The 18902-nt window shown below is 57.5% G+C and carries 17 protein-coding genes; 10 read left to right on the forward strand and 7 right to left on the reverse strand.

All coding sequences use genetic code 11. The annotated features are described in order from the left end of the window. Positions 1 to 21 precede the first annotated feature (21 nt). From C8N30_RS15085 to C8N30_RS15100, 4 genes are all read right to left on the reverse strand, one after another. Positions 22 to 1236 (reverse strand): RSP_2647 family RNA methyltransferase, encoded by a 1215-nt coding sequence (locus tag C8N30_RS15085; RefSeq protein ID WP_025061962.1) that lies wholly within the window; start codon positions 1234 to 1236, stop codon positions 22 to 24. 39 nt (positions 1237 to 1275) lie between these two features. Next, positions 1276 to 1974, reverse strand: a complete 699-nt coding sequence (locus tag C8N30_RS15090; RefSeq protein ID WP_025061961.1) for a DUF6778 family protein — start codon at positions 1972 to 1974, stop codon at positions 1276 to 1278. Positions 1975 to 2156: 182 nt separating this feature from the next. Then, entirely contained in the window at positions 2157 to 2426 is a 270-nt protein-coding gene (locus C8N30_RS15095) for a hypothetical protein (RefSeq protein WP_025061960.1), read from the reverse strand. Then, the gene (locus tag C8N30_RS15100) at positions 2426 to 5251 is read right to left on the reverse strand and encodes a [protein-PII] uridylyltransferase family protein (RefSeq protein WP_025061959.1); all 2826 of its coding nucleotides are present in this window, start codon (positions 5249 to 5251) and stop codon (positions 2426 to 2428) included. The genes C8N30_RS15095 and C8N30_RS15100 overlap by 1 nt, the downstream gene beginning before the upstream one ends. 239 nt (positions 5252 to 5490) lie before the next feature. On the opposite strand from C8N30_RS15100, the gene C8N30_RS15105 reads away from it, so the two are divergent. From C8N30_RS15105 to C8N30_RS15115, 3 genes are all read left to right on the forward strand, one after another. Continuing rightward, complete coding sequence (locus C8N30_RS15105) at positions 5491 to 5904, forward strand: DUF2852 domain-containing protein (RefSeq protein ID WP_025061958.1); 414 nt, start codon at positions 5491 to 5493, stop codon at positions 5902 to 5904. 84 nt (positions 5905 to 5988) lie between these two features. Then, positions 5989 to 6414 (forward strand): RDD family protein, encoded by a 426-nt coding sequence (locus C8N30_RS15110; RefSeq protein WP_025061957.1) that lies wholly within the window; start codon positions 5989 to 5991, stop codon positions 6412 to 6414. A 95-nt stretch (positions 6415 to 6509) separates the two neighbouring features. Further along, positions 6510 to 7325: an arginyltransferase gene (locus C8N30_RS15115; RefSeq protein WP_025061956.1), complete on the forward strand. Its 816-nt coding sequence runs from the start codon at positions 6510 to 6512 to the stop codon at positions 7323 to 7325. A gap of 172 nt (positions 7326 to 7497) precedes the next feature. Here C8N30_RS15115 and C8N30_RS15120 read toward each other — a convergent pair whose 3' ends face one another. The 3 genes from C8N30_RS15120 to C8N30_RS15130 all read right to left on the reverse strand — a co-directional run bounded on the left by C8N30_RS15120 (position 7498) and on the right by C8N30_RS15130 (position 12048). Continuing rightward, a complete protein-coding gene (locus C8N30_RS15120) occupies positions 7498 to 9852 on the reverse strand; it encodes a TRAP transporter large permease (protein ID WP_025061955.1) in 2355 nt (784 codons plus the stop codon). Further along, positions 9852 to 10820: a TRAP transporter small permease subunit gene (locus C8N30_RS15125; protein ID WP_025061954.1), complete on the reverse strand. Its 969-nt coding sequence runs from the start codon at positions 10818 to 10820 to the stop codon at positions 9852 to 9854. The genes C8N30_RS15120 and C8N30_RS15125 overlap by 1 nt, the downstream gene beginning before the upstream one ends. A gap of 139 nt (positions 10821 to 10959) precedes the next feature. Next, a complete protein-coding gene (locus tag C8N30_RS15130) occupies positions 10960 to 12048 on the reverse strand; it encodes a TRAP transporter substrate-binding protein (RefSeq protein WP_025061953.1) in 1089 nt (362 codons plus the stop codon). 261 nt (positions 12049 to 12309) lie between these two features. Between C8N30_RS15130 and C8N30_RS15135 the strand changes: the two genes are divergently transcribed. From C8N30_RS15135 to C8N30_RS15165, 7 genes are all read left to right on the forward strand, one after another. After that, positions 12310 to 13776 (forward strand): cache domain-containing protein, encoded by a 1467-nt coding sequence (locus C8N30_RS15135; RefSeq protein ID WP_025061952.1) that lies wholly within the window; start codon positions 12310 to 12312, stop codon positions 13774 to 13776. Further along, positions 13773 to 14417 (forward strand): response regulator transcription factor, encoded by a 645-nt coding sequence (locus tag C8N30_RS15140; protein ID WP_025061951.1) that lies wholly within the window; start codon positions 13773 to 13775, stop codon positions 14415 to 14417. Before C8N30_RS15135 ends, C8N30_RS15140 begins: the two co-directional genes overlap by 4 nt. A gap of 387 nt (positions 14418 to 14804) precedes the next feature. After that, the gene (locus C8N30_RS15145) at positions 14805 to 16556 is read left to right on the forward strand and encodes an acetolactate synthase 3 large subunit (protein ID WP_025061950.1); all 1752 of its coding nucleotides are present in this window, start codon (positions 14805 to 14807) and stop codon (positions 16554 to 16556) included. 3 nt (positions 16557 to 16559) lie between these two features. After that, positions 16560 to 16844 carry a hypothetical protein gene (locus C8N30_RS15150; RefSeq protein ID WP_147419717.1) on the forward strand — a complete coding sequence of 95 codons (285 nt, stop codon included), beginning with the start codon at positions 16560 to 16562 and terminating at the stop codon, positions 16842 to 16844. Between the two features lie 2 nt (positions 16845 to 16846). Continuing rightward, positions 16847 to 17407, forward strand: a complete 561-nt coding sequence (gene ilvN / locus C8N30_RS15155) for an acetolactate synthase small subunit (RefSeq protein ID WP_025061948.1) — start codon at positions 16847 to 16849, stop codon at positions 17405 to 17407. Between the two features lie 102 nt (positions 17408 to 17509). Beyond that, the gene (locus C8N30_RS15160) at positions 17510 to 18685 is read left to right on the forward strand and encodes an aromatic ring-hydroxylating oxygenase subunit alpha (protein WP_025061947.1); all 1176 of its coding nucleotides are present in this window, start codon (positions 17510 to 17512) and stop codon (positions 18683 to 18685) included. Next, a complete protein-coding gene (locus C8N30_RS15165) occupies positions 18682 to 18900 on the forward strand; it encodes a hypothetical protein (RefSeq protein ID WP_025061946.1) in 219 nt (72 codons plus the stop codon). Before C8N30_RS15160 ends, C8N30_RS15165 begins: the two co-directional genes overlap by 4 nt. Positions 18901 to 18902: the final 2 nt, after the last annotated feature.

Genomic DNA, 18902 nt, shown 5'->3' on the forward strand with positions numbered 1-18902 from the left:
TTCTGGTCAACCTTTCCTGCCTCAGAGGTGGAAAAACAGCGCCTTGAGGTAACCGGTCTCGGCGAGTTGCGGCAGTTGAGGGTGATCGGCCCCTGCAAATCCGGTGTGGATCAGCGCAGGGCGCCTACCCGCACGGCCAATACCACGCACCGATGCCGTTCGGAACGCTGCCAGATCAGCCGCGTGCGAGCACGAACACAACCCCAGCACGCCGCCCTCGGACACCAAAGGAGCCGCAAGCCTTGCAATCCGCTCATAGGCACGCAGGCCCGCTTCAAGTGCTGGTTTGGCAGGTGCAAAGGCGGGTGGATCGCAAATAATCAAATCAAATTCAGCGCCTTCGGCACGCAGCGCTGTCAAAACGTCAAACGCATCACCTTGCCGTATGCTAACATGATCGGAGACGCCCATCGCAGCGGCCCCTTGCGCTGTCAGCTCAAGCGCGGGGCCAGATCCGTCAATACAAAGAGCGGATTTCGCACCGGCTACCACCGCCGCCAGACCAAAGCCGCCGACATGTGAAAAGACATCTAGCACCCGCGCGCCGCGCGCCAAAGAAGCAGCGAAAGCGTGATTTGGTCGCTGGTCATAGAAGATGCCGGTCTTTTGCCCACCGGTGAGGTCGGCCATATAGGTTGCACCGTTCATCTGCACCGGCACAGCCGCGTCAGGGGCACTGCCCGCCAGAACACCGCTCACGTCGTCCAGACCTTCAAGGCTGCGCGTGCGGCCGGAGGCGTTTTTCAAAACGTTGCTCACTCCGGTTACCGCAATCAAAGCCGCCGTCAGCGGACCAATAAGGGCATCGGACCACGCCGCGTTAGGCTGGATCACACAAGTGTCGCCAAAGCGGTCGATAATCACGCCTGGCAACCCGTCCGCTTCGGCGTGGACAAGGCGATAGAAAGGCGCATCATACATCCGCTCGCGCAGGCCAAGCGCGCGGCGAAGATGTTTTTCCATCCATGCCTGATCAATCGACGCCTCGGGATCGGCATCCATCATGCGTGCGATGATTTTGGAATTGGTGTTGACTGTCACCACCCCGAGCGGCTGGCGCAGGCTGTCCTCAAGCACGGCCATGGCACCGGGTATCAGACCCTTTGTGCGGCGGTCTGTGACCAGCTCGTTGGCATAGACCCAAGGCGCGCCATGCCGGATGGCACGGGCGTTTGCCTTGGGCATAAGGCGGACTACGGGAAGGGGGGCGGATACGGGAAAAGGCGCTATTGTCATAGCGCCCTTCCCTAGTCTGTTCCCGAGAGAAGGGAAAGCCTAGATTCTGTTTACCAGCTGGAAGAATCCGAGGCTCGCATTCTCGTATCCTGCAGGCTTGACCATTTGCTGGCGAATAACTTCGGCCAGATGGTTGGTCAGGCGCCGTTTTTGGGTCTGGCCATTAGCTTCGGCGGTTTTGGCCTGTTGGCCGCCAAACGCGGCCAAATCAGTTTCGATCCGCCGCGGTGGCGACAAAACTGCGCCGGTTTTTGCATCGCGCAGGATCATATCAAAGACCACATGATGCACCCCGCCTACGGTATACCGGGCTTTTTCGCTCAGCGCGTGAAAGCGCACAAGTTGAATGTCGAGGATGATCGGAACCGAGCCTTGGAAAGACGCTGTACCCTGAAGCATCGCATCCTTCAGGATCTTGCCAACCTGCGCGTGACGGTCACCAATCGGATCCTCGCGCCAGACGATATCACCACTGGGGTAATAGCGGTTCGCCTCGGACACTTTGAGGGATGTCGGCACATTTACATTGATCTGTGACACATTGATTTGCTGGACAATCGCCGCTTGCATCGCCTCGGCAGTCAGCAACTCGGGGGTGGGTTGGAAGTTCTTGACGCTGTAGTCGATATTTGCCGTTGTGGAAGACAACGGGGCTGCCCGTGTTACCACCTCGGAGGATCCGCAGGCAGTCAGGGAGACCCCGAGGGTCAAAGCGCAGGCCATCTTTAACAGGTTCATCTCGTTACTCCTCAGGCCGAAGGGCCTTCTATCTATTACAAATTTATAGATGGCGGGGAAATGAGGCAGGTTTAGGACGATTTCGCGCCGAACTTGGCACAAATTATGGGTATTATGGGTCTCATACAGGTTACTTAAGGGAAGCTAAGCGCAGCCCGAACTTGCGTTTGGAGCCTCGTGCATCAGTCACGCGGGCGACTGCGCCATCCGCCGCGTCTGCGCGGCGTAGCAATAGTATGAAGGCCCTCTGACAGGACTTCGGACATGGGATGGGCCGGATCGCCACCATAGGTTTCGAGCAAACGGCGGATGGCGGGCGCCGTTTCACGGTCCACACTCAAACTTAATGCCCAATCCAGAAAAATGGTACGGCACTCGGATTTGGTTATTCCGTCGATGCGGTATGCCTCGTAAATGAGACCCTTCGGATCTTCGGGTGTACTTTTTTGCATCAGGCGTCTCCTGTGTCCCCGTTCAGTCCCTCGTCAGGCAGCGGCCCAAGGGATGTGGTAATAATGGCATCGGCCTGCCCGTATAACCGCTCCAGTTGCGCCTCGATCGCGTCGGCCGTGTCGTTTTCATGACCCGCGCCCGCAGCGTGGATCAAAAACTGCCGTGACGCCCTGCGCAGCGCCTCCATATGCAGAGGTCGCGAGGACAGCAAACGCGTCGCCGCCTGCAGCGCCCACAGTTGCTCGTAAGCTGCTACCAGCGGGGCCTCATCCTCTTCATTTATAAGCCCGCCATGCCGCGCCGCCGCGAGCCCTGCTGGAATGTCACGCGCAAGCGTGCGCCCCACCAGCGCGCCCGCCTGGGCAAAAAGCTCGATATCCTGCAACCGGCCTGCCCCGATCTTGGCGTCCAGCACCCCTTCGGGAGATTTTGCCGCAGCAATGCGTGCCCGCATCTGTGCCGTCTGGATACACACCCGGGCCGCATCATGCCCGCCGTTAATAATCTCCTCACGCAGCGCTTCGACCGTTTGGGCCAGAGCATCGGGTCCTGCAATTACTTCGGCACGGGTCAGCGCCAGATGCTCCCAAACCCACGCCTCATCGCGCTGATAGCTGGTGAAACTATCGATGGATGTAGCCACCGGACCCTTGTTGCCAGACGGGCGCAGGCGCAGGTCAAGTTCGTATAGACGGCCTTGTGCCATCGGCGCGCTCATTGCAGTGATCATTGCCTGCGTCAGACGTGCATAATACTGACGCGCAGGCAGTGGCCGCTTACCCTCCGATGCCTCGACACCATCCGCATCATAAATCATAATCAGGTCCAGATCGGATTGCGCCGTCAGCCGCCCTGCGCCCAGCGATCCCATCCCAACGATCACAGCGCCCCGTCCGGGCGGCGGTCCATGGCGGCGCGAGAATTCAGCGATCACGACCGGCCAAAGCGCGCGCAGAACGACACGGGCAAGATCACTGTATTGACGCGCCGAGCGCGCACCGTCCGTCAGGCCCTGTAAGTGATGCACACCGATGCGGAAATGCCATTCTCTCGCCCAAGCACGTGTGCCGTCAAGCTGGGCCTCGTAGCCGTCCAAACCCGCTAGTTGCGCCGACAGAGCCTTGAGCAACTCCTCCTGCCCCGGCCAATCGGTCCAGAAATCGCCGCCGATCACGGCATCCAGCACGCCGGCATTGCGCGACAGATGCGCCGCAAGCATCGGTGATACGGAGACAATGTTGATCAACAGATCGGCCAGTTGCGGGTTGGACTTCAACAGCGAGAAAAGCTGCACCCCCGCAGGCAACCCTGCCAGAAACCCGTCGAAAGCAAGCAGCGCCTCGTCGGGTTTATCCGCCTTCGCCAGACGGGCCAGTAATTCGGGTTTGAGCCGCTCGAACAATTCCGCACCGCGATCAGAGCGCAACGCAGGGTAGCTCCGCCAGCCCTCGGTAATGGCCTCATCAAAACTGTGGGAGGTTGGCAGAGGCGCAGTTTCGCCCCTTGTCTGGGTGAAAAAACCTTCGGTGATCTCGTGGACCGCACTCAACCGGCTGCGAAGTCCGGCCTCGAACGCTGCTACGTCCATATCCATCATCGCGGCAATGCGCGTCATCCCCTCGGGCGTCTGGGGCAGTGTGTGGGTCTGCGCGTCGCGCACCATTTGCAACCGATGCTCAACCGTGCGGTGGAAGGTGTAGTGATCGCTCAATACCTCTGCTGCCTCCCGCGGAACCCAGCCCTTTTGCGCGAGCACGTCCAGCCCTGCCTTGGTCCCGCGCACCCTCAGATCGACATCTCGTCCGCCTGCAATCAGTTGCCGCGTCTGGGTAAAGAACTCGATCTCGCGGATGCCGCCGCGCCCCAGCTTCATATTGTGACCGGGCAACGTGATCGATCCCCCCAGCCCTTTGTGTTCACGGATGGCAAGGCGCATGTCATGGGCATCCTGAATGGCTGCGAAATCCAGATGCTTGCGCCAGACGAAAGGCCGCAGAGTGCGCAAGAACCCTTCGCCAACCTCAATATCACCCGCGCAGGGCCGCGCTTTGATATAGGCGGCGCGTTCCCACGTGCGGCCCAAACTTTCGTAATACCGCTCCGCCGCGAGCAATCCGACACAGACAGGGGTCACTGCCGGATCGGGCCGCAAACGCAGGTCTGTGCGAAACACATATCCGTCCCCTGTAATCTCGCTCAGCGTGGCAGCCATGGCTCGGGTCGCCTTGATCAGCCCTGCGCGGGCCTCCTGAAAATCGTCCGGTGCATACCTGCTCTCGTCAAACAGGCAGATCAGGTCGATGTCGGAGGAGTAATTCAGCTCGCCCGCGCCCATTTTGCCCATGGCAAGCACGGTCATGCCGCCACCCGTCATGGCATCTTCGGCCTCAAGCCCCGGCAGTTTGCCGCGCTTGATCTGCGCGCCCACGGCCACGCGCAGCGCGGCTTGGGTCGCCGCATCGGCAAATTGCGTGAGCGCACCCGTCACCTCCTCAAGCGACCACGCGCCGCCCAGATCAGCAAGCGCAGACAACAGCGCCACCCGTCGCTTGCCTTGCCGCAGACCGCCGGCCACGGTATCCCCCTCCAACTGCGTCGTCGCACCCAGCAGATCGGCAAGTGCTTTCTCGGGCGCCTCTACAGCCCCTTCTAGCCATGCAGCCTCTTTTCCGATGAGTGTGGCCATATAGGGTGACAAGCCAGCCGTCGCCGACAAGAGCGGATGTAATGCCGTATCAAAGCGTGCCAGAGGGACATCATTCTCCACCGCATCACTACAGCGCGGACAGCGGGACAGACGTTTTACAAGAGAAATATCAACCATGGAACCACAGTTGCCTGTCTGTGCAGGCCAGTCAATGCCGTACGTTATACAAATTTCAGCCTGCAACAAACTGATTTCAAATGTACTTCTCGATTAATGTAAATATCATTCACATAAGGTCTTGCAAATTTTCAAACCATCGCCAAATTGAATGATGTGAAGGGCATTTACATAGTCTCCTTTCACCGGTGAAGCGCCCCGAGGATGGCGGCAGCACACCGCCACCCAGAGGGACCTTTATGACCTATACAGACAGCTACCCGTCACACCGTACCGCCCGCGACAACTGGTTTCGGCGCACGGAAAAATGGCTCGATGCCCGCGGCAAGGCTGCATGGATTGCCGCCATGGTTACCGGCTTTATCTTTTTCTGGCCCGCAGGCCTTGCCCTTCTTGCCTACATGATCTGGAGCAAACGTATGTTTTCATCATCTACCCGCTGTGCAACCCGCAATGCGCATTTCACCATGAGCCGCCCCACCGGCAACGCAGCCTTCGATGCCTACAAGGCCGACACACTGCGCCGCCTTGAGGAAGAACAGGGCAGCTTCGAGAGCTTCCTCGAGCGCCTGCGTGCCGCCAAAGACAAATCGGAGTTCGACGCATTTATGGATGAGCGCGCCACCCGCAAGGACGGCCCCGCTGAAGCTTGATAATCCATCCAAACCTTGAAACCCGCCGCGCGCCCTCCCACTTTTGTAGGGCGCGCGTCCATGTCTTCGTTGAAAGTCCCTTAAATGACCCCCGATCCCCACACCCAGCCCCAGTTTTATGAGGGCATCCCCGCGAAACGGCTGCTAGCATGGATCGTGGACGCAGTGATCATCGCAAGCCTTACACTGCTGACGGTGCCCTTTACTTTATTTATTAGCCTCTTCTTTCTGCCAGTAGTCTTTGTCCTGTTGGGGTTTGCCTACCGCGTTGTGACCCTGTCACGTGGATCTGCAACTTGGGGAATGCGCTTTATGGCAATCGAATTGCGCACCGCCAATGATGACCACTTTGATCTCTCCAATGCGTTTTTGCATACGCTCGGATATACTGTGTCCGTTATGGTAGCGCCTCTTCAACTGATCTCTATTGTCCTAATGCTCGGTTCCGAGCGGCGTCAGGGCCTTACTGATATGGTGTTGGGGACAGTCGCCCTGAACCGGCGCGCCTGAGGCCGAGGGACGCTCGTGAGCATCGTTTGCATTTAGGGTTTGCGCCTTGCTGTGGCAGCGCTATCTTGCAAACGAACGAGTAGAGCGGAGCCATCATGCGCCACACCCTTCCCATTGCCCCGCAGTTTTACGTAACCGCGCCCCAGCCTTGTCCTTATCTGGACGGCCGGATGGAACGTAAACTGTTCACGGCGTTGCAGGGTGAAAACGCAGACAAGCTTAACAACAGCTTGTCATCACAAGGTTTCCGCCGCAGCCAGAATGTACTATACCGCCCGTCCTGCGCCGATTGTGCTTCATGTCTTTCCGCGCGGATCGATGTATCCAAATTCAAACCTACCAAGAGTCAGCGGCGCACCGTTAAACGCAACAGCGCGCTCAAACGCCGCGCCACATCGCCCTGGGCCACAGAGGACCAGTACGATCTGTTTCGCCGCTACCTTGATAGCCGCCATGCTGATGGCGGAATGGCCGACATGGATGTCTTCGAATTCGCTGCCATGATCGAAGAAACCCCGATCCGCAGCCGTGTGATTGAGTATACCGACGCCGGTGATTTAATTGGGGTGTGCCTCACAGATGTTCTGGGTGACGGGGTGAGTATGGTTTATTCCTTTTACACCCCGGACCGCCCGCAGGACGGCCTTGGCAATCACATAATCCTTGATCATATCGAAATCGCACGCGAAGCAGGCCTGCCTTACGTCTATCTGGGCTATTGGGTCCCGGGCAGTCAAAAGATGGGATACAAGGCAAAATTCTCCGGTCTGGAGGTTTTCATGGGCGGCACCTGGCATCCTGTGCGCGACCCAGAGGCATTCGCCGCGCAGACCGCGCCGCTTGGCAACCCTCCCATCGCAGAGCAGGTCGCGAACATTTCTCTGCCCGCGATGACACCGAAACGCGTCTAGCCGCCCCCACTTCCGCAAACGCCTGGCTTTCCCAATAGCGACCGCTCTGCGCGCGCTTTAGTATTGACCCGCTATTCTCAAAAACTTCGCCCTTCCGCACTTCTCCCGCCCAAAATAAAAAAGGCCGCTCCCGATTATCAGGAGCGGCCTTTTCTGACAGCAACGCGTTAGATCAGTTCGGGATCAGATCAGGAATGATCGTTACAATTCCGGGGAAGACCCACAACAATGCCAGCGCGCCTACCTGAATTAAAACAAATGGTATGATCCCGCGGTAGATATGCGCTGTCGTGACACTCGGCGGGGCAACCCCGCGCAGATAGAACAGCGCAAATCCAAAGGGCGGCGTCAGGAAGGATGTCTGCAAATTCACCGCAATCATGATCGTCACCCATTTGGGATCGAACGAGCCACCATAAATAACCGGTCCCACAATTGGCACTACGATGTAGATGATTTCGAGGAAGTCGAGCACAAAGCCCAACACGAAGAGCACCAGCATGACGATAAGGAAGACCTTCACCTCGTTGTCGAATGACTGGAGGAACTGCTGGATGTAATGCTCACCGCCGAAACTGATGACCACAAGGTTCAGCAACTGCGAGCCGATGAGGATGGTAAACACCATCGACGTGACCTTAGCCGTCTCGCGCACCACAGGCGTCAGCACGCCGTTTACAAACAGGATGTAGCAGCTGAACAGCAGGCCGAAGATGGCATAAAGGAAGGCGCCATAGGCAGCGAGGAAGGCCACCCAGTTCTCGAAGCCCACATCATCTTGATTGATGCGCAAGTCGAAATTCACGCCCAGCAGGATACAGACAATGATAGCCAGCGTGGACCAGATCACAACCTTGGGAGAACGGTCCAGATCCTTAAGCTTGCGGTAGGCCGCCAGCATGATCGCACCACCTGCCCCCAGTGCCGCAGCCGGTGTCGGATTTGTGATCCCGCCAAGGATTGAGCCAAGGACGGCTACGATCAGCACCAGCGGCGGAAAAACCACCCGAATGAGTTCGTTTTTGGCACACAGCTTGGTGCCATAGACAACTCCGTACATCACCGCCACAAACGGTAGCGCCATGAGGACGACCATTGTACCAGGTGTCGTCGTCGGAGAGACCAACACGATATCTACCAGCAACAAGACCAATACCCCGATACCACCGATGATCAGCGGCTTCGCATCCGAGGACGGTGAGACACCCCTTGCTGTGGTCAAAATAAGACCCAGCATAATCATCATAACGGCAATGCCGGTACCGATGGGGGCAGCATCCGCGATTTTCTTGGCTTGTGCTGCGGCGAATTCCTCCTCGCTCAGCTTGGCACTCGCGGTCAAACCGCCCGATGCCTCAATGGCCTCTTGCTGCGTTACCGCGAGGTCCCAACGCTCCTGCCCGTGCAACTCGATCATCGCGGCCTTACACTCGGCCCCTACTGTCGTGCGCAAGGTTGCACTTTCTCCGATGTCGGAAAAGCTGGAAATCCGCGTATTCTGGGATCCGACAATGCCGAGGTTACCCAGAACAATCGTACCGACAACGATCAAGATAGGTGCACCCAGAAACCATGTAAATCCTTCGGAGCGGGTGATCGGTTCTGCATTGGTCGATCCCATTTCGACCGCGGGGGCCTTCTCGGGATTAAACAATGCATATCCGAAAGCATAAAGCGCATAGAGCAGCGCCAGCATGATACCCGGCAGCAAAGCCGCCTGAAACAGTGTTCCGACCGAGACAACCGCAGGTTCCCCCAGATAAGTCAGCGCGTCCGTACATCCGAGCGAGGTGGCACGCGCCTCCTGAGCGGAGGAGTACAGATCGCCGGCCAAGGTACCCAACAAAACGATCACAATCGAGGGCGGAATAATCTGCCCCAAGGTGCCCGAAGCGGCAATCACACCTGTGGCCAGTTCCGGCGAGTAATTGTTACGCAACATTGTCGGCAAGGCCAGTAGGCCCATAGTGACAACAGTTGCCCCCACAATCCCCGTCGATGCCGCAAGGAACGCACCCACAACCACGATAGACACAGCCAAACCGCCCGGCAGCGGGCCGAAAACCCGTGCCATACTGGTGAGCAGGTCGTTTGCGATCTTGGAGCGTTCAAGTGTGATCCCCATCAGAACAAACATCAAAACCGCCAGCAGCGTCTCGATGGACTGGCCAGCCAGAACCCGCTCGTTGATCCGGTTCACAACAAAAGAGACGTTGCGGTCCATCGCTACTTCCCAGCCCTGCGGGAAGACCGGCTCGCCGATCCGGGGCAATTCGGGGTATCGGAACAGCGATATTGCCTCTTCCCTGACACCGGACGCCAAAAGCGCGCGGTAGGCATCAGAAGAGGTATCTACCGCCATGTGGATCAGCATGCCTGCGCTGTCCATTGCAGCGATGATCCCGAAGGAGATCATACCTGCTCCGCCGATCGCGAAAGCCACCGGAAAGCCAGATAAAATACCGCCGAACAGGCAAATGAATACAATAATCAGGCCGACCTCGACCCCGTCCAGACCAAAAAACATCAGTGTGCTCCCTCATAGGCTTCTTCGCCTTCGCCAAGGGTGTCCTTGTCGAGATATTTACCTTCGCTCTCCTCACCCTCGCGCAGTTCGCACCAGGAGCGGTAGAAGATCGAAATCGCCTGCACCATGATCATCACGCAGAACACGCAGAGCAGAATTTTGAACAAAAAGTAGGCGTTGAACCCGTTGGGCGAGAAACCGATGGTCTCAACATTCCATTTCAGCAGGCGTGACTTGCGCAGCAAAAGCTCAAGCGAGTCCGAAGCAGAAGGGTTTGGCGTAACCAGATGGCGCCACAAAAAGAACCATCCGTAAAGCCATGTCACGATGGCGAAAGGCATCATGAAGATCACCGCGCCAATCATATCCACGATCTTTTTGGTGCGGAATTTCGCACCGGCGTAAAACAGGTCAACCCGTACGTGACCACCCTGCACAAAGGTGTACGAGACGCACAAACACACCACCAACGCGTTATAAAGCTTCAGCTCCTCGCCAAACCAGCTGATATCGAACTGTATCGGAATACCGAACCCAATAGAGATGTCGGGACGTGTAAAAATCCGCTGCATAAAGACGATGACGATTTGCTGGATCACCATTATCAGACCGGCCCACGCAAACAGCCGCCCCGTGCCGTTGGCAAACCATTCAAGGCCGCGCACCATTGCCCACATCATCTCGCGCTTGCGCATCGCGACTGCCGTGATGATAACCAGCAGCGTTGCCAACACAAAAAACAGCTCGGTAGATGCACCATAGTAAATAAAGCGCATCATCGCTTCGCCGTTCGTCCAGTCGAGCCACATGCCGGGGTTCAGCAATGCCGCAAAGAAATTATAAAATGCCTCCAGCACGTTGCCCGAAATAAACTGGAGCAGACCGCTGTCTTGGAATTTGTCGAGACAGCTGAGGTCGGCACCCTCCGCTGCACGGAAAAAGCCCGAACATACAATATCGTCAGCCATGTGTCCCCTCCCCGGGTTGCGCGTACGTAGCGCGCTGTGGTGCGCGATCTGTGCCGTTGTCCGGCATCTGCACGACCATTCGTTTTTAAAGAAAAAATCAGGGGCCGCGCAGAACACGCAGCCCCTGAAAATGCTTGGATTACATGTTTTTACGCACGCGCTCGCGCTGCTCGACATAGAAGGCGTCGGACTTGGACAGCCACTCGGCGGAGGACGTCAATGAGTCCTCGAAGCTTTTGCGTGTACGGGCAAACAGGTCATCGCCCATGTTTTCGTCCATCACCTCGGCAGAGGCTTTACCGAATGCATCCCAGACATCGTCGGAGAACTGCATGGTTTTCACACCCTGCTGCTGCAAGCGCGCCAGTGCCGCACCGTTGTTTGCCAGCGTTTCGGCCAACTGGGTATGCGTTGTCGCCATCGCCGCGTATTCGATGATCTTCTGGTGGGCTGGTGACAGCTCGTTGAAGACATCAAGGTTTACGGCTGCAGTCAGACCAGAGCCTGGCTCGTGGAAGCCCGCTGTGTAGTAAACTTTTGCAACTTCCTGGAAGCCGGCGCGTTCGTCCGCGAAGGGTCCGACCCACTCCAGACCGTCAAGTGCACCAGAGGACAGCGCCTGGTACAATTCGCCACCGGGGATGTTCTGGACGGAAGCGCCCAGTTTGCCCAATACCTGACCGCCAAGGCCCGGCATGCGGAATTTCAGACCGTTGAAGTCAGCGGCCGATGTGATCTCGTTGCGGAACCAGCCACCGGACTGCGAGCCTGAGTTACCTGCAAGGAAGGCCTTGAGATTGAAGATCTCGCCCACTTCGTTGTGCAACTCGTGGCCGCCGCCGTGCAGGTACCAGTTTGTCAGCTCCTGCGCCGTGCCACCGAATGGAACAGCAGTGTAGTAGGCGTAGGAAGGGTGCTGACCGATAAAATAGTAATCGGCGGAGTGGTACATGTCAGCCTGACCGGATGAGACGGCATCAAACACTTCGAACGCGCCGACAAGCTCGCCGGGGGCCTTTTTGTCGATGGTCAGGGTGCCGTCTGACATCTCGTTGACCATGTTGTTGAGATATGTGGCCGCATCGTCCAGCACGGCAAATCCGCGTGGCCATGATGTTACCATTGTAAGTGTCTTTTTACCTTGGGCATATACAGGTGCTGCGAGTGTTGATGCAGCGGCTGCCGTGCCACCAAGGGCAGATGTCTTCAAAAATGAACGACGATCCATAAGGGTATCCTCCCGGAAGTATTGCGCCCGCACGGTTAAATTCCGCGCAAGTCGTTTCAAGTGGTCAGACATTACCGAGCGCGGCGAAATTGAAAATACCTACTACTGCGTAGAAAGACCGAAACATCCGATTTTTACAGCGAAAATTTCAACATTCGTCCGTGGATCAGGACCGATATCCCGCAATGTTCACTTTCGCGGTCATTCGTTGCGTGCGCCTTACCCTTTGCTCCTACGATGGATTCGGCGTATCGAATCATCATGAGACGCTTTCGCCTTCCCCTTTATATTCCCTATGCGCAAAAGCTCACGCTTCTGGCCTCAGTCCCGTTGATCTTTGCGGTAGCGGCGATCGCACTCGTAGTGGCCGCGCAAAGCCGAGCCTTGGCCGAGCGCGAGATCAACGCTCTTGAAACCCAGTTGATCGAGGCGAAAAAAGTCGAGCTGCGCAATTACGTCACGCAGGCGCGCAACGGCTTCTATTTCATTTACGGCAATGCTGCTCCCGATGATGCCCGTGCAAAACGGCAGGTGGCCCAGATCCTTTCTGCGATGATCTATGGTGAAGAAGGCCAGTTCTTTGTCTATGACTATGATGGCACTGCAATCGTATCGCCCCGCGATACAGACCGGATCGGCGGTAACTTTCGCGGTGAAAGTGACGGTGAGGGTACACCGGTCGTCGACCGCCTGATCGAGATTGCCCGCGCGGGCGACGGGTACCACACCTATATGTGGCCTAAATCTGCCACCGGCGAAGTGGCGCGCAAAATCGTCTACGTGACCTCCTTTCCTTCGTGGCAATGGGCGGTGGGCACGGGTGTCTATATCGATGACATTCTTGCCTCCGTAGCGACCTCCCGCGCCGAGGTCGAGGCTCGGGTCGAGCGGACGTTCCTTTATATCGGGGCAATTGCACTGATTGCCCTGCTGGTGGTCTTTGGCACCGGCATGGGTCTGAACCTTCGCGAGCGGCGGCTTGCGGATGCACGGCTGAAAAAGCTGACCCAAAGGGTGTTTGACGCACAGGAGGAAGAACGCGGTCGCGTGGCCCGCGAGTTGCACGACGGGATAAGCCAGATTCTCGTGGGCGTGCGCTATGCGCTGGACAATGCCCGCCGCCGTCTGGACCGTGGCGATCCGGAGGCAGGTGCCCCGCTCGCCAAAGGCATCGCCTCGCTGGGCGAGGCCATCTCGGAGGTGCGTCGTATCAGCCGGGATCTGCGGCCCGCGATGCTCGATGATCTGGGGCTTGGCCCTGCCCTGCGGATGCTGGCCGACGAATTCGGGCAGCGCAACGGGATCGCCGTCTCTTTTAATACTGTGGTGTTTAGAAATCGTTTGGACGGCAACGCCAAGACTGCGCTTTACCGGATTGCGCAGGAGGCCTTTACCAACATCGAACGGCACGCGCAGGCGCGCCACGTCACCGTTGATCTGCGCGGTCATAAACGCGGCGCCACCCTGCGCATCACCGATGACGGGCGCGGCTTTAACCCTAACGCTAACACGCCCGGCCTTGGGTTGCGCAATATGCAAGAGCGAATGGACCAGCTGGGCGGTACCCTGACCCTGCGCAGCGCACCCGATAATGGTGTCCAGATTGAGGCCATCGCGCCCCTGACCCACATGCTGCCGCCTGATCCTGCGTCCCCGGACCCTAAAAAACAAACCAACGGACCAAAACGCACCCGCGTAAATCCAGCCACCGGAAAGACACCAGCATGACAAAACGCCTGCGCATCGCGATTGTGGACGATCACCCTATGGTCGCCGAAGGCATTCAGTCCATCCTCGAAAGCTATGATGATGTCGAGGTCGTGGGCACCCTGCACGGTGGCCGCGCAGTGATCGAGCAGTTAGAAGTACTCGATCCCGACGTGATCCTGATGGATCTGAACATGCCCGATCTGGGCGGTCTTTCAGCGACAGAGATCGTACTGGAGCAGCGGCCTGGCACTCGCATCGTAATCCTGTCGATGCACGACAGCCCTGAATATATCTCATCGGCGCTCAATCACGGTGCGATGGGCTATCTGCTTAAGGATGTCCCCACCGACGAGATAAAACTGGCCATTGATACCGTCATGCGCGGCGAGCGGTATTTATGCACTGGCGCACAAGGATCCCTCGCGCCCAAGGACGGCAATATGCGCGAACCCCTGACCACCCGCGAGCAGACAATATTGCTACAGCTGGCCCAAGGCAAATCCAACAAGGAAGTTGCCCTGACACTCGATATTTCAGTGCGCACCGTCGAAACCCACCGCAAGAACATCAAACGCAAGCTCGGCATCTCCAGTACAGCCGGCCTCACCCGCTATGCCCTCGAACATGGCGTTTTGCAGGGAACAGGGGTCGATCTTTAGCCCGAAAGCGAGCCTCAACCCATGCTCAATTTACCAAAATGTCGCAGGCAACCCCGTCAGACGAAAGAATATATCGCAAAAATGTGCCCCAGCGACACAATTAATTGGCGATTGCCTGTTGACGCCTCCAAACCACGCCCATAGTGTCCCAAAACGTTCAATGGAGTATCAGGCCAATGTCGAGCCTAGTCGTGATTGTGAGACCAAAGCGCATGGGCCGGTAACGGCAGACCATCTTTGTCACCATGCGCCCCCGACACCCTCGGGGGCTTTTTTATGTTCAGCCTTCACAATGACCGACACCTGATGCCCCGCCCGATACAGCCTAACCAGACCGCCCAGAGCGAACCGCCAAAAACCAAGACGTAGCGATAAAGGATCGACACCATGACACGCCAAATGACCGGAGCGAAAATGATCGTTCAAGCCCTGATTGATCAGGGCGTTGATACCTTATTCGGATATCCCGGCGGTGCTGTGCTTCCGATCTATGACGAAATTTTCCAGCAAAAAAGCATCAAGCACGTTCTGGTGCGCCATGAACAGGCTGCTGTTCACGCCGCAGAAGGCTATGCGCGCTCGACCGGGAAACCCGGCGTTGCATTGGTCACCTCCGGTCCCGGAGCGACGAATGCCGTTACCGGCCTCACAGATGCCCTGATGGACAGCATCCCGATTGTCGTTCTGACAGGTCAGGTCCCCACCTTCATGATCGGCTCTGACGCGTTTCAGGAGGCCGACACCGTTGGCATCACCCGCCCCTGCACCAAGCATAACTGGCTGGTCAAAGAAACAGACAAACTCTCGGGCGTGATCCATGAGGCGTTTCATGTGGCCACGTCAGGCCGCCCAGGTCCGGTGCTGGTCGATATCCCTAAGGATGTCCAGTTTGCCACAGGCGATTACACCGCCAAGGCGCCTTCGAAATCCCACTACAAGCCGCAACTCAAGGGTGACATGGATGCGATCGTTGAATTGGTCGAGGCGCTGGAGAAGGCTAAAAAGCCCGTATTCTATACCGGCGGCGGCGTAATCAATTCCGGTCCTGCTGCATCACAGCTTTTGCGTGAGCTGGTCGAGGCAACCGGCTTTCCGATCACCTCCACGCTGATGGGGCTGGGCTGTTATCCGGCGTCGGGCGATAAATGGCTCGGCATGCTGGGGATGCACGGCACCTATGAGGCAAACATGACGATGCACGGTTGTGATCTGATGATCAACGTCGGTGCGCGCTTTGACGATCGCATCACCGGCGTGGTCGACAAATTCAGCCCCAACAGCAAAAAAGCGCATATCGACATCGACCCAAGCTCTATCAACAAGGTCATCCGCGTTGATATCCCGATTATGGGCGATGTGGGTCATGTCCTTGAGGATTTGCTCAAAGTCTGGAAATCACGGGGGCGCAAAACCAATTCCGAAGCGGTGGCCAAGTGGTGGAAACAGATCGAAGCATGGCGCGAGAAGGACTGCCTCAAGTACGAGCAGAAGGGCAGCATTATCAAACCGCAATACGCCCTTTCGCGTCTGGAAGAACTGACCAAGAAACACGACCGCTACATCTGTACCGAAGTAGGCCAGCATCAGATGTGGGCGGCGCAATACCTCGGCTTCGAGGATCCGAACCGCTGGATGACCTCCGGTGGCCTCGGCACGATGGGTTACGGCTTTCCCGCGTCTATCGGCGTACAGATGGCCCATCCCGACGCGTTGGTCATTAACGTCGCCGGAGAGGCCAGCTGGCTGATGAATATGCAAGAGCTGGGCACGGCGATGCAGTATAAACTGCCTGTAAAACAGTTCATCCTCAACAACGAACGCCTTGGCATGGTGCGCCAGTGGCAGGAACTGCTGCACGGCGAGCGCTATTCCTCGAGCTGGTCCGAAAGCCTGCCTGATTTTGTAAAGCTTGCAGAAGCATTTGGCGCAAAGGGCATCTTGTGCTCGGATCCTGCCGATCTGGACGAGGCGATCATGGAGATGATCAATTACAACGGTCCGGTGATCTTTGATTGTCTGGTGGAAAAGCATGAAAACTGCTTCCCGATGATCCCGTCAGGCAAGGCGCACAACGAGATGATTATGGGCGAGGTCGACACCTCCACCGCGATCGACGCCGCAGGAAAGCTGTTGGTCTAGCCTATGACGGATCAACCCGCCTCACCCAGAAAGCTCATGCCCGAATGGTGGCAGACAGGCTCTACCGCGTTGCTTTATGCCGCGTATCTGCTCTGGTTGTTACCTGTGGTTTTGTATGTACGGGGCGATGCCGATGCTATGACCGCGGGCCTTTGGTTCATCGCGGTCGCCGTCGCGCAATTCGCATTGGTGAAGGTAGTCGCGCTGGTCGAGGCCATCGCCACTGCACATAAAATAGAACGCTCGGACGTTGAGAAGATCGATTTCTCGAAAATTGGAGATAAATAACCATGTCAGCACTTAAAATCAAAAAAGGCGCGAATTCTCATTCGGCCTATAACCTGCGCCCCAATTTCTCCGATGTGGAGGAGCGTCACACCCTCGCTGTGCTTGTCGAAAACGAGCCGGGTGTGCTGGCCCGCGTTATCGGTTTGTTTGCTGGGCGCGGCTATAACATCGACAGCCTGACCGTGGCCGAGATTGACCACACGGGCCACCTGAGCCGCATCACCATCGTCACCCGTGGCACGCCGCAAACCATCGAACAGATCAAGGCACAGCTGGGCCGGATAATTTCAGTGCGCAAGGTAAACGACCTCACCGTTGAAGGCGCTTCCGTCGAGCGCGAACTTGCCATGTTCAAAGTTACGGGTACCGGCGAAAAGCGCGTAGAAGCCTTGCGCCTTGCGGATATATTCCGTGCGAATGTTGTAGACAGCACCTTGGGCAGCTTTGTTTTTGAAATCACCGGCGCGCCCGAAAAAATTGACGCATTTGCTGACCTTATGCGCCCTCTGGGCCTGACGGATGTGGCGCGCACCGGCGTGGCCGCCCTCTCGCGCGGCGAGTAACCGGCGCCTTTTCCGGTGTCGCCAGTGATCGATCAAGGTCGCTGGCGGTAACGGCCATGCCCCCGCGCCGTGGTATTGTGTCTCCAACAACAGGAGATCGTCATGGCCGCACAGCCCCTTTGCACCGCCCATCATACCGGTCTGGAAAACGTCAGGCGCCCCATCAGCGTCGCCAACGGGCTGCCCAACAGCCATTATATCAACGCGCAGGTGTTTGCCGAGGAACGTCAGGCGGTGATGTTCGACAATTGGGCGGGTCTGGGTGTCGGTTCCGATGTCCCCGACACAGGCAACGCAAAGCCGGTCGATTTTTTGGGCATGCCCCTGCTGATGATCCGCGATAAAACCGGCACAGTGCGTGTGTTCCAGAATATCTGCCGGCACCGTGGCATGATTTTGGTCGAGAAGCCGCGCAAGATCGAAGGTGCGATACGCTGTCCGTATCACTCATGGTGCTATTCAACGAGCGGCGATCTGGTCAGCACCCCCCATGTGGGTGGCCCTGGAAAAAACACCCATGAGGGTATCGACCGCGCCCTGCTGGGCCTGATCGAGCTGAGGAGCCATGTCTGGAGGGATGTCATCTGGATAAACGTCTCGGGCACTGCCGCGCCCTTCGAACAGGCCAATGCTGCTTTGGTGGCACGGTGGTCGGAGTTTGACAAACCCCTCCACCATGGCGGGGCCGACAGCCGTTTCGAGCTGGAGGTAAAGTGCAACTGGAAGCTGGCAGTCGAGAATTACTGCGAGAGCTATCACCTGCCGTGGTTGCATCCGGGCCTGAACAGCTATTCCCGTCTCGAGGATCATTATCACATCGAACAACCGGGTCTGTTTTCGGGTCAGGGCACGTTGGTCTACCGTCAGCTTAAAGGCGAGGACGGCAAGAGCTTTCCCGATTTTGACGGTCTTGGCGCCAGATGGGACACGGCCGCCGAATATATCGCGGCCTATCCGAATGTGCTGCTGGGCGTGCACCGCGACCACAGCTTTGCGATCATCCTCACGCCCCGAGGAACGGAACGCACGGTCGAGCAGGTCCACCTCTATTATGCCGCGTCCGATACCGATGCAGAACTGCGCGCGCGCAACACGGCCCAGTGGAAAGAAGTATTCGAGGAAGATATTTTTGTCGTCGAGGGCATGCAGCGGGGGCGACATGCTGTGGGCTTTGACGGGGGTCGCTTTTCCCCCGTGATGGACGGGCCTACGCACATGTTCCACGATTGGATAGCATCGCAGATGGCGCGTCACCGCGCCCCGCTCGCGGCAGAATGACCGGACTGGATGCCGAACTGCTGGCCGCTCATGAGACGGGCGACCAGCACGCCCTGATCGACCTTTACATTCGTGCGGCAGCAGAATCAGCTGACGTCGATACCACCTGTTTTTTCCTAACCCATGCTTATGTTTTTGCCCTCGAGCAGGGCGACGCACGCGCGCATTTGTTGCGGGCGCAACTGGTCGCCCACGGACGCGAAACCCCACTTTGACT

It is taken from the genome of Sulfitobacter guttiformis (assembly GCF_003610455.1).
Taxonomy (GTDB): Bacteria; Pseudomonadota; Alphaproteobacteria; order Rhodobacterales; family Rhodobacteraceae; genus Sulfitobacter; species Sulfitobacter guttiformis.

Excerpts from the sequence above, each read along its gene's own strand:
- C8N30_RS15165 (WP_025061946.1), top strand. The coding sequence starts at position 18,682 with ATGACCGGACTGGATGCCGAACTGCTGGCCGCTCATGAGACGGGCGAC.
- C8N30_RS15110 (WP_025061957.1), top strand. The coding sequence starts at position 5,989 with ATGACCCCCGATCCCCACACCCAGCCCCAGTTTTATGAGGGCATCCCC.
- C8N30_RS15160 (WP_025061947.1), top strand. The coding sequence starts at position 17,510 with ATGGCCGCACAGCCCCTTTGCACCGCCCATCATACCGGTCTGGAAAAC.
- C8N30_RS15145 (WP_025061950.1), top strand. The coding sequence starts at position 14,805 with ATGACACGCCAAATGACCGGAGCGAAAATGATCGTTCAAGCCCTGATT.
- C8N30_RS15100 (WP_025061959.1), bottom strand. The coding sequence starts at position 5,251 with ATGGTTGATATTTCTCTTGTAAAACGTCTGTCCCGCTGTCCGCGCTGT.
- C8N30_RS15120 (WP_025061955.1), bottom strand. The coding sequence starts at position 9,852 with ATGTTTTTTGGTCTGGACGGGGTCGAGGTCGGCCTGATTATTGTATTC.
- C8N30_RS15135 (WP_025061952.1), top strand. The coding sequence starts at position 12,310 with ATGAGACGCTTTCGCCTTCCCCTTTATATTCCCTATGCGCAAAAGCTC.
- C8N30_RS15090 (WP_025061961.1), bottom strand. The coding sequence starts at position 1,974 with ATGAACCTGTTAAAGATGGCCTGCGCTTTGACCCTCGGGGTCTCCCTG.
- ilvN (WP_025061948.1), top strand. The coding sequence starts at position 16,847 with ATGTCAGCACTTAAAATCAAAAAAGGCGCGAATTCTCATTCGGCCTAT.
- C8N30_RS15095 (WP_025061960.1), bottom strand. The coding sequence starts at position 2,426 with ATGCAAAAAAGTACACCCGAAGATCCGAAGGGTCTCATTTACGAGGCA.
- C8N30_RS15130 (WP_025061953.1), bottom strand. The coding sequence starts at position 12,048 with ATGGATCGTCGTTCATTTTTGAAGACATCTGCCCTTGGTGGCACGGCA.
- C8N30_RS15105 (WP_025061958.1), top strand. The coding sequence starts at position 5,491 with ATGACCTATACAGACAGCTACCCGTCACACCGTACCGCCCGCGACAAC.
- C8N30_RS15085 (WP_025061962.1), bottom strand. The coding sequence starts at position 1,236 with ATGACAATAGCGCCTTTTCCCGTATCCGCCCCCCTTCCCGTAGTCCGC.
- C8N30_RS15140 (WP_025061951.1), top strand. The coding sequence starts at position 13,773 with ATGACAAAACGCCTGCGCATCGCGATTGTGGACGATCACCCTATGGTC.
- C8N30_RS15115 (WP_025061956.1), top strand. The coding sequence starts at position 6,510 with ATGCGCCACACCCTTCCCATTGCCCCGCAGTTTTACGTAACCGCGCCC.
- C8N30_RS15125 (WP_025061954.1), bottom strand. The coding sequence starts at position 10,820 with ATGGCTGACGATATTGTATGTTCGGGCTTTTTCCGTGCAGCGGAGGGT.
- C8N30_RS15150 (WP_147419717.1), top strand. The coding sequence starts at position 16,560 with ATGACGGATCAACCCGCCTCACCCAGAAAGCTCATGCCCGAATGGTGG.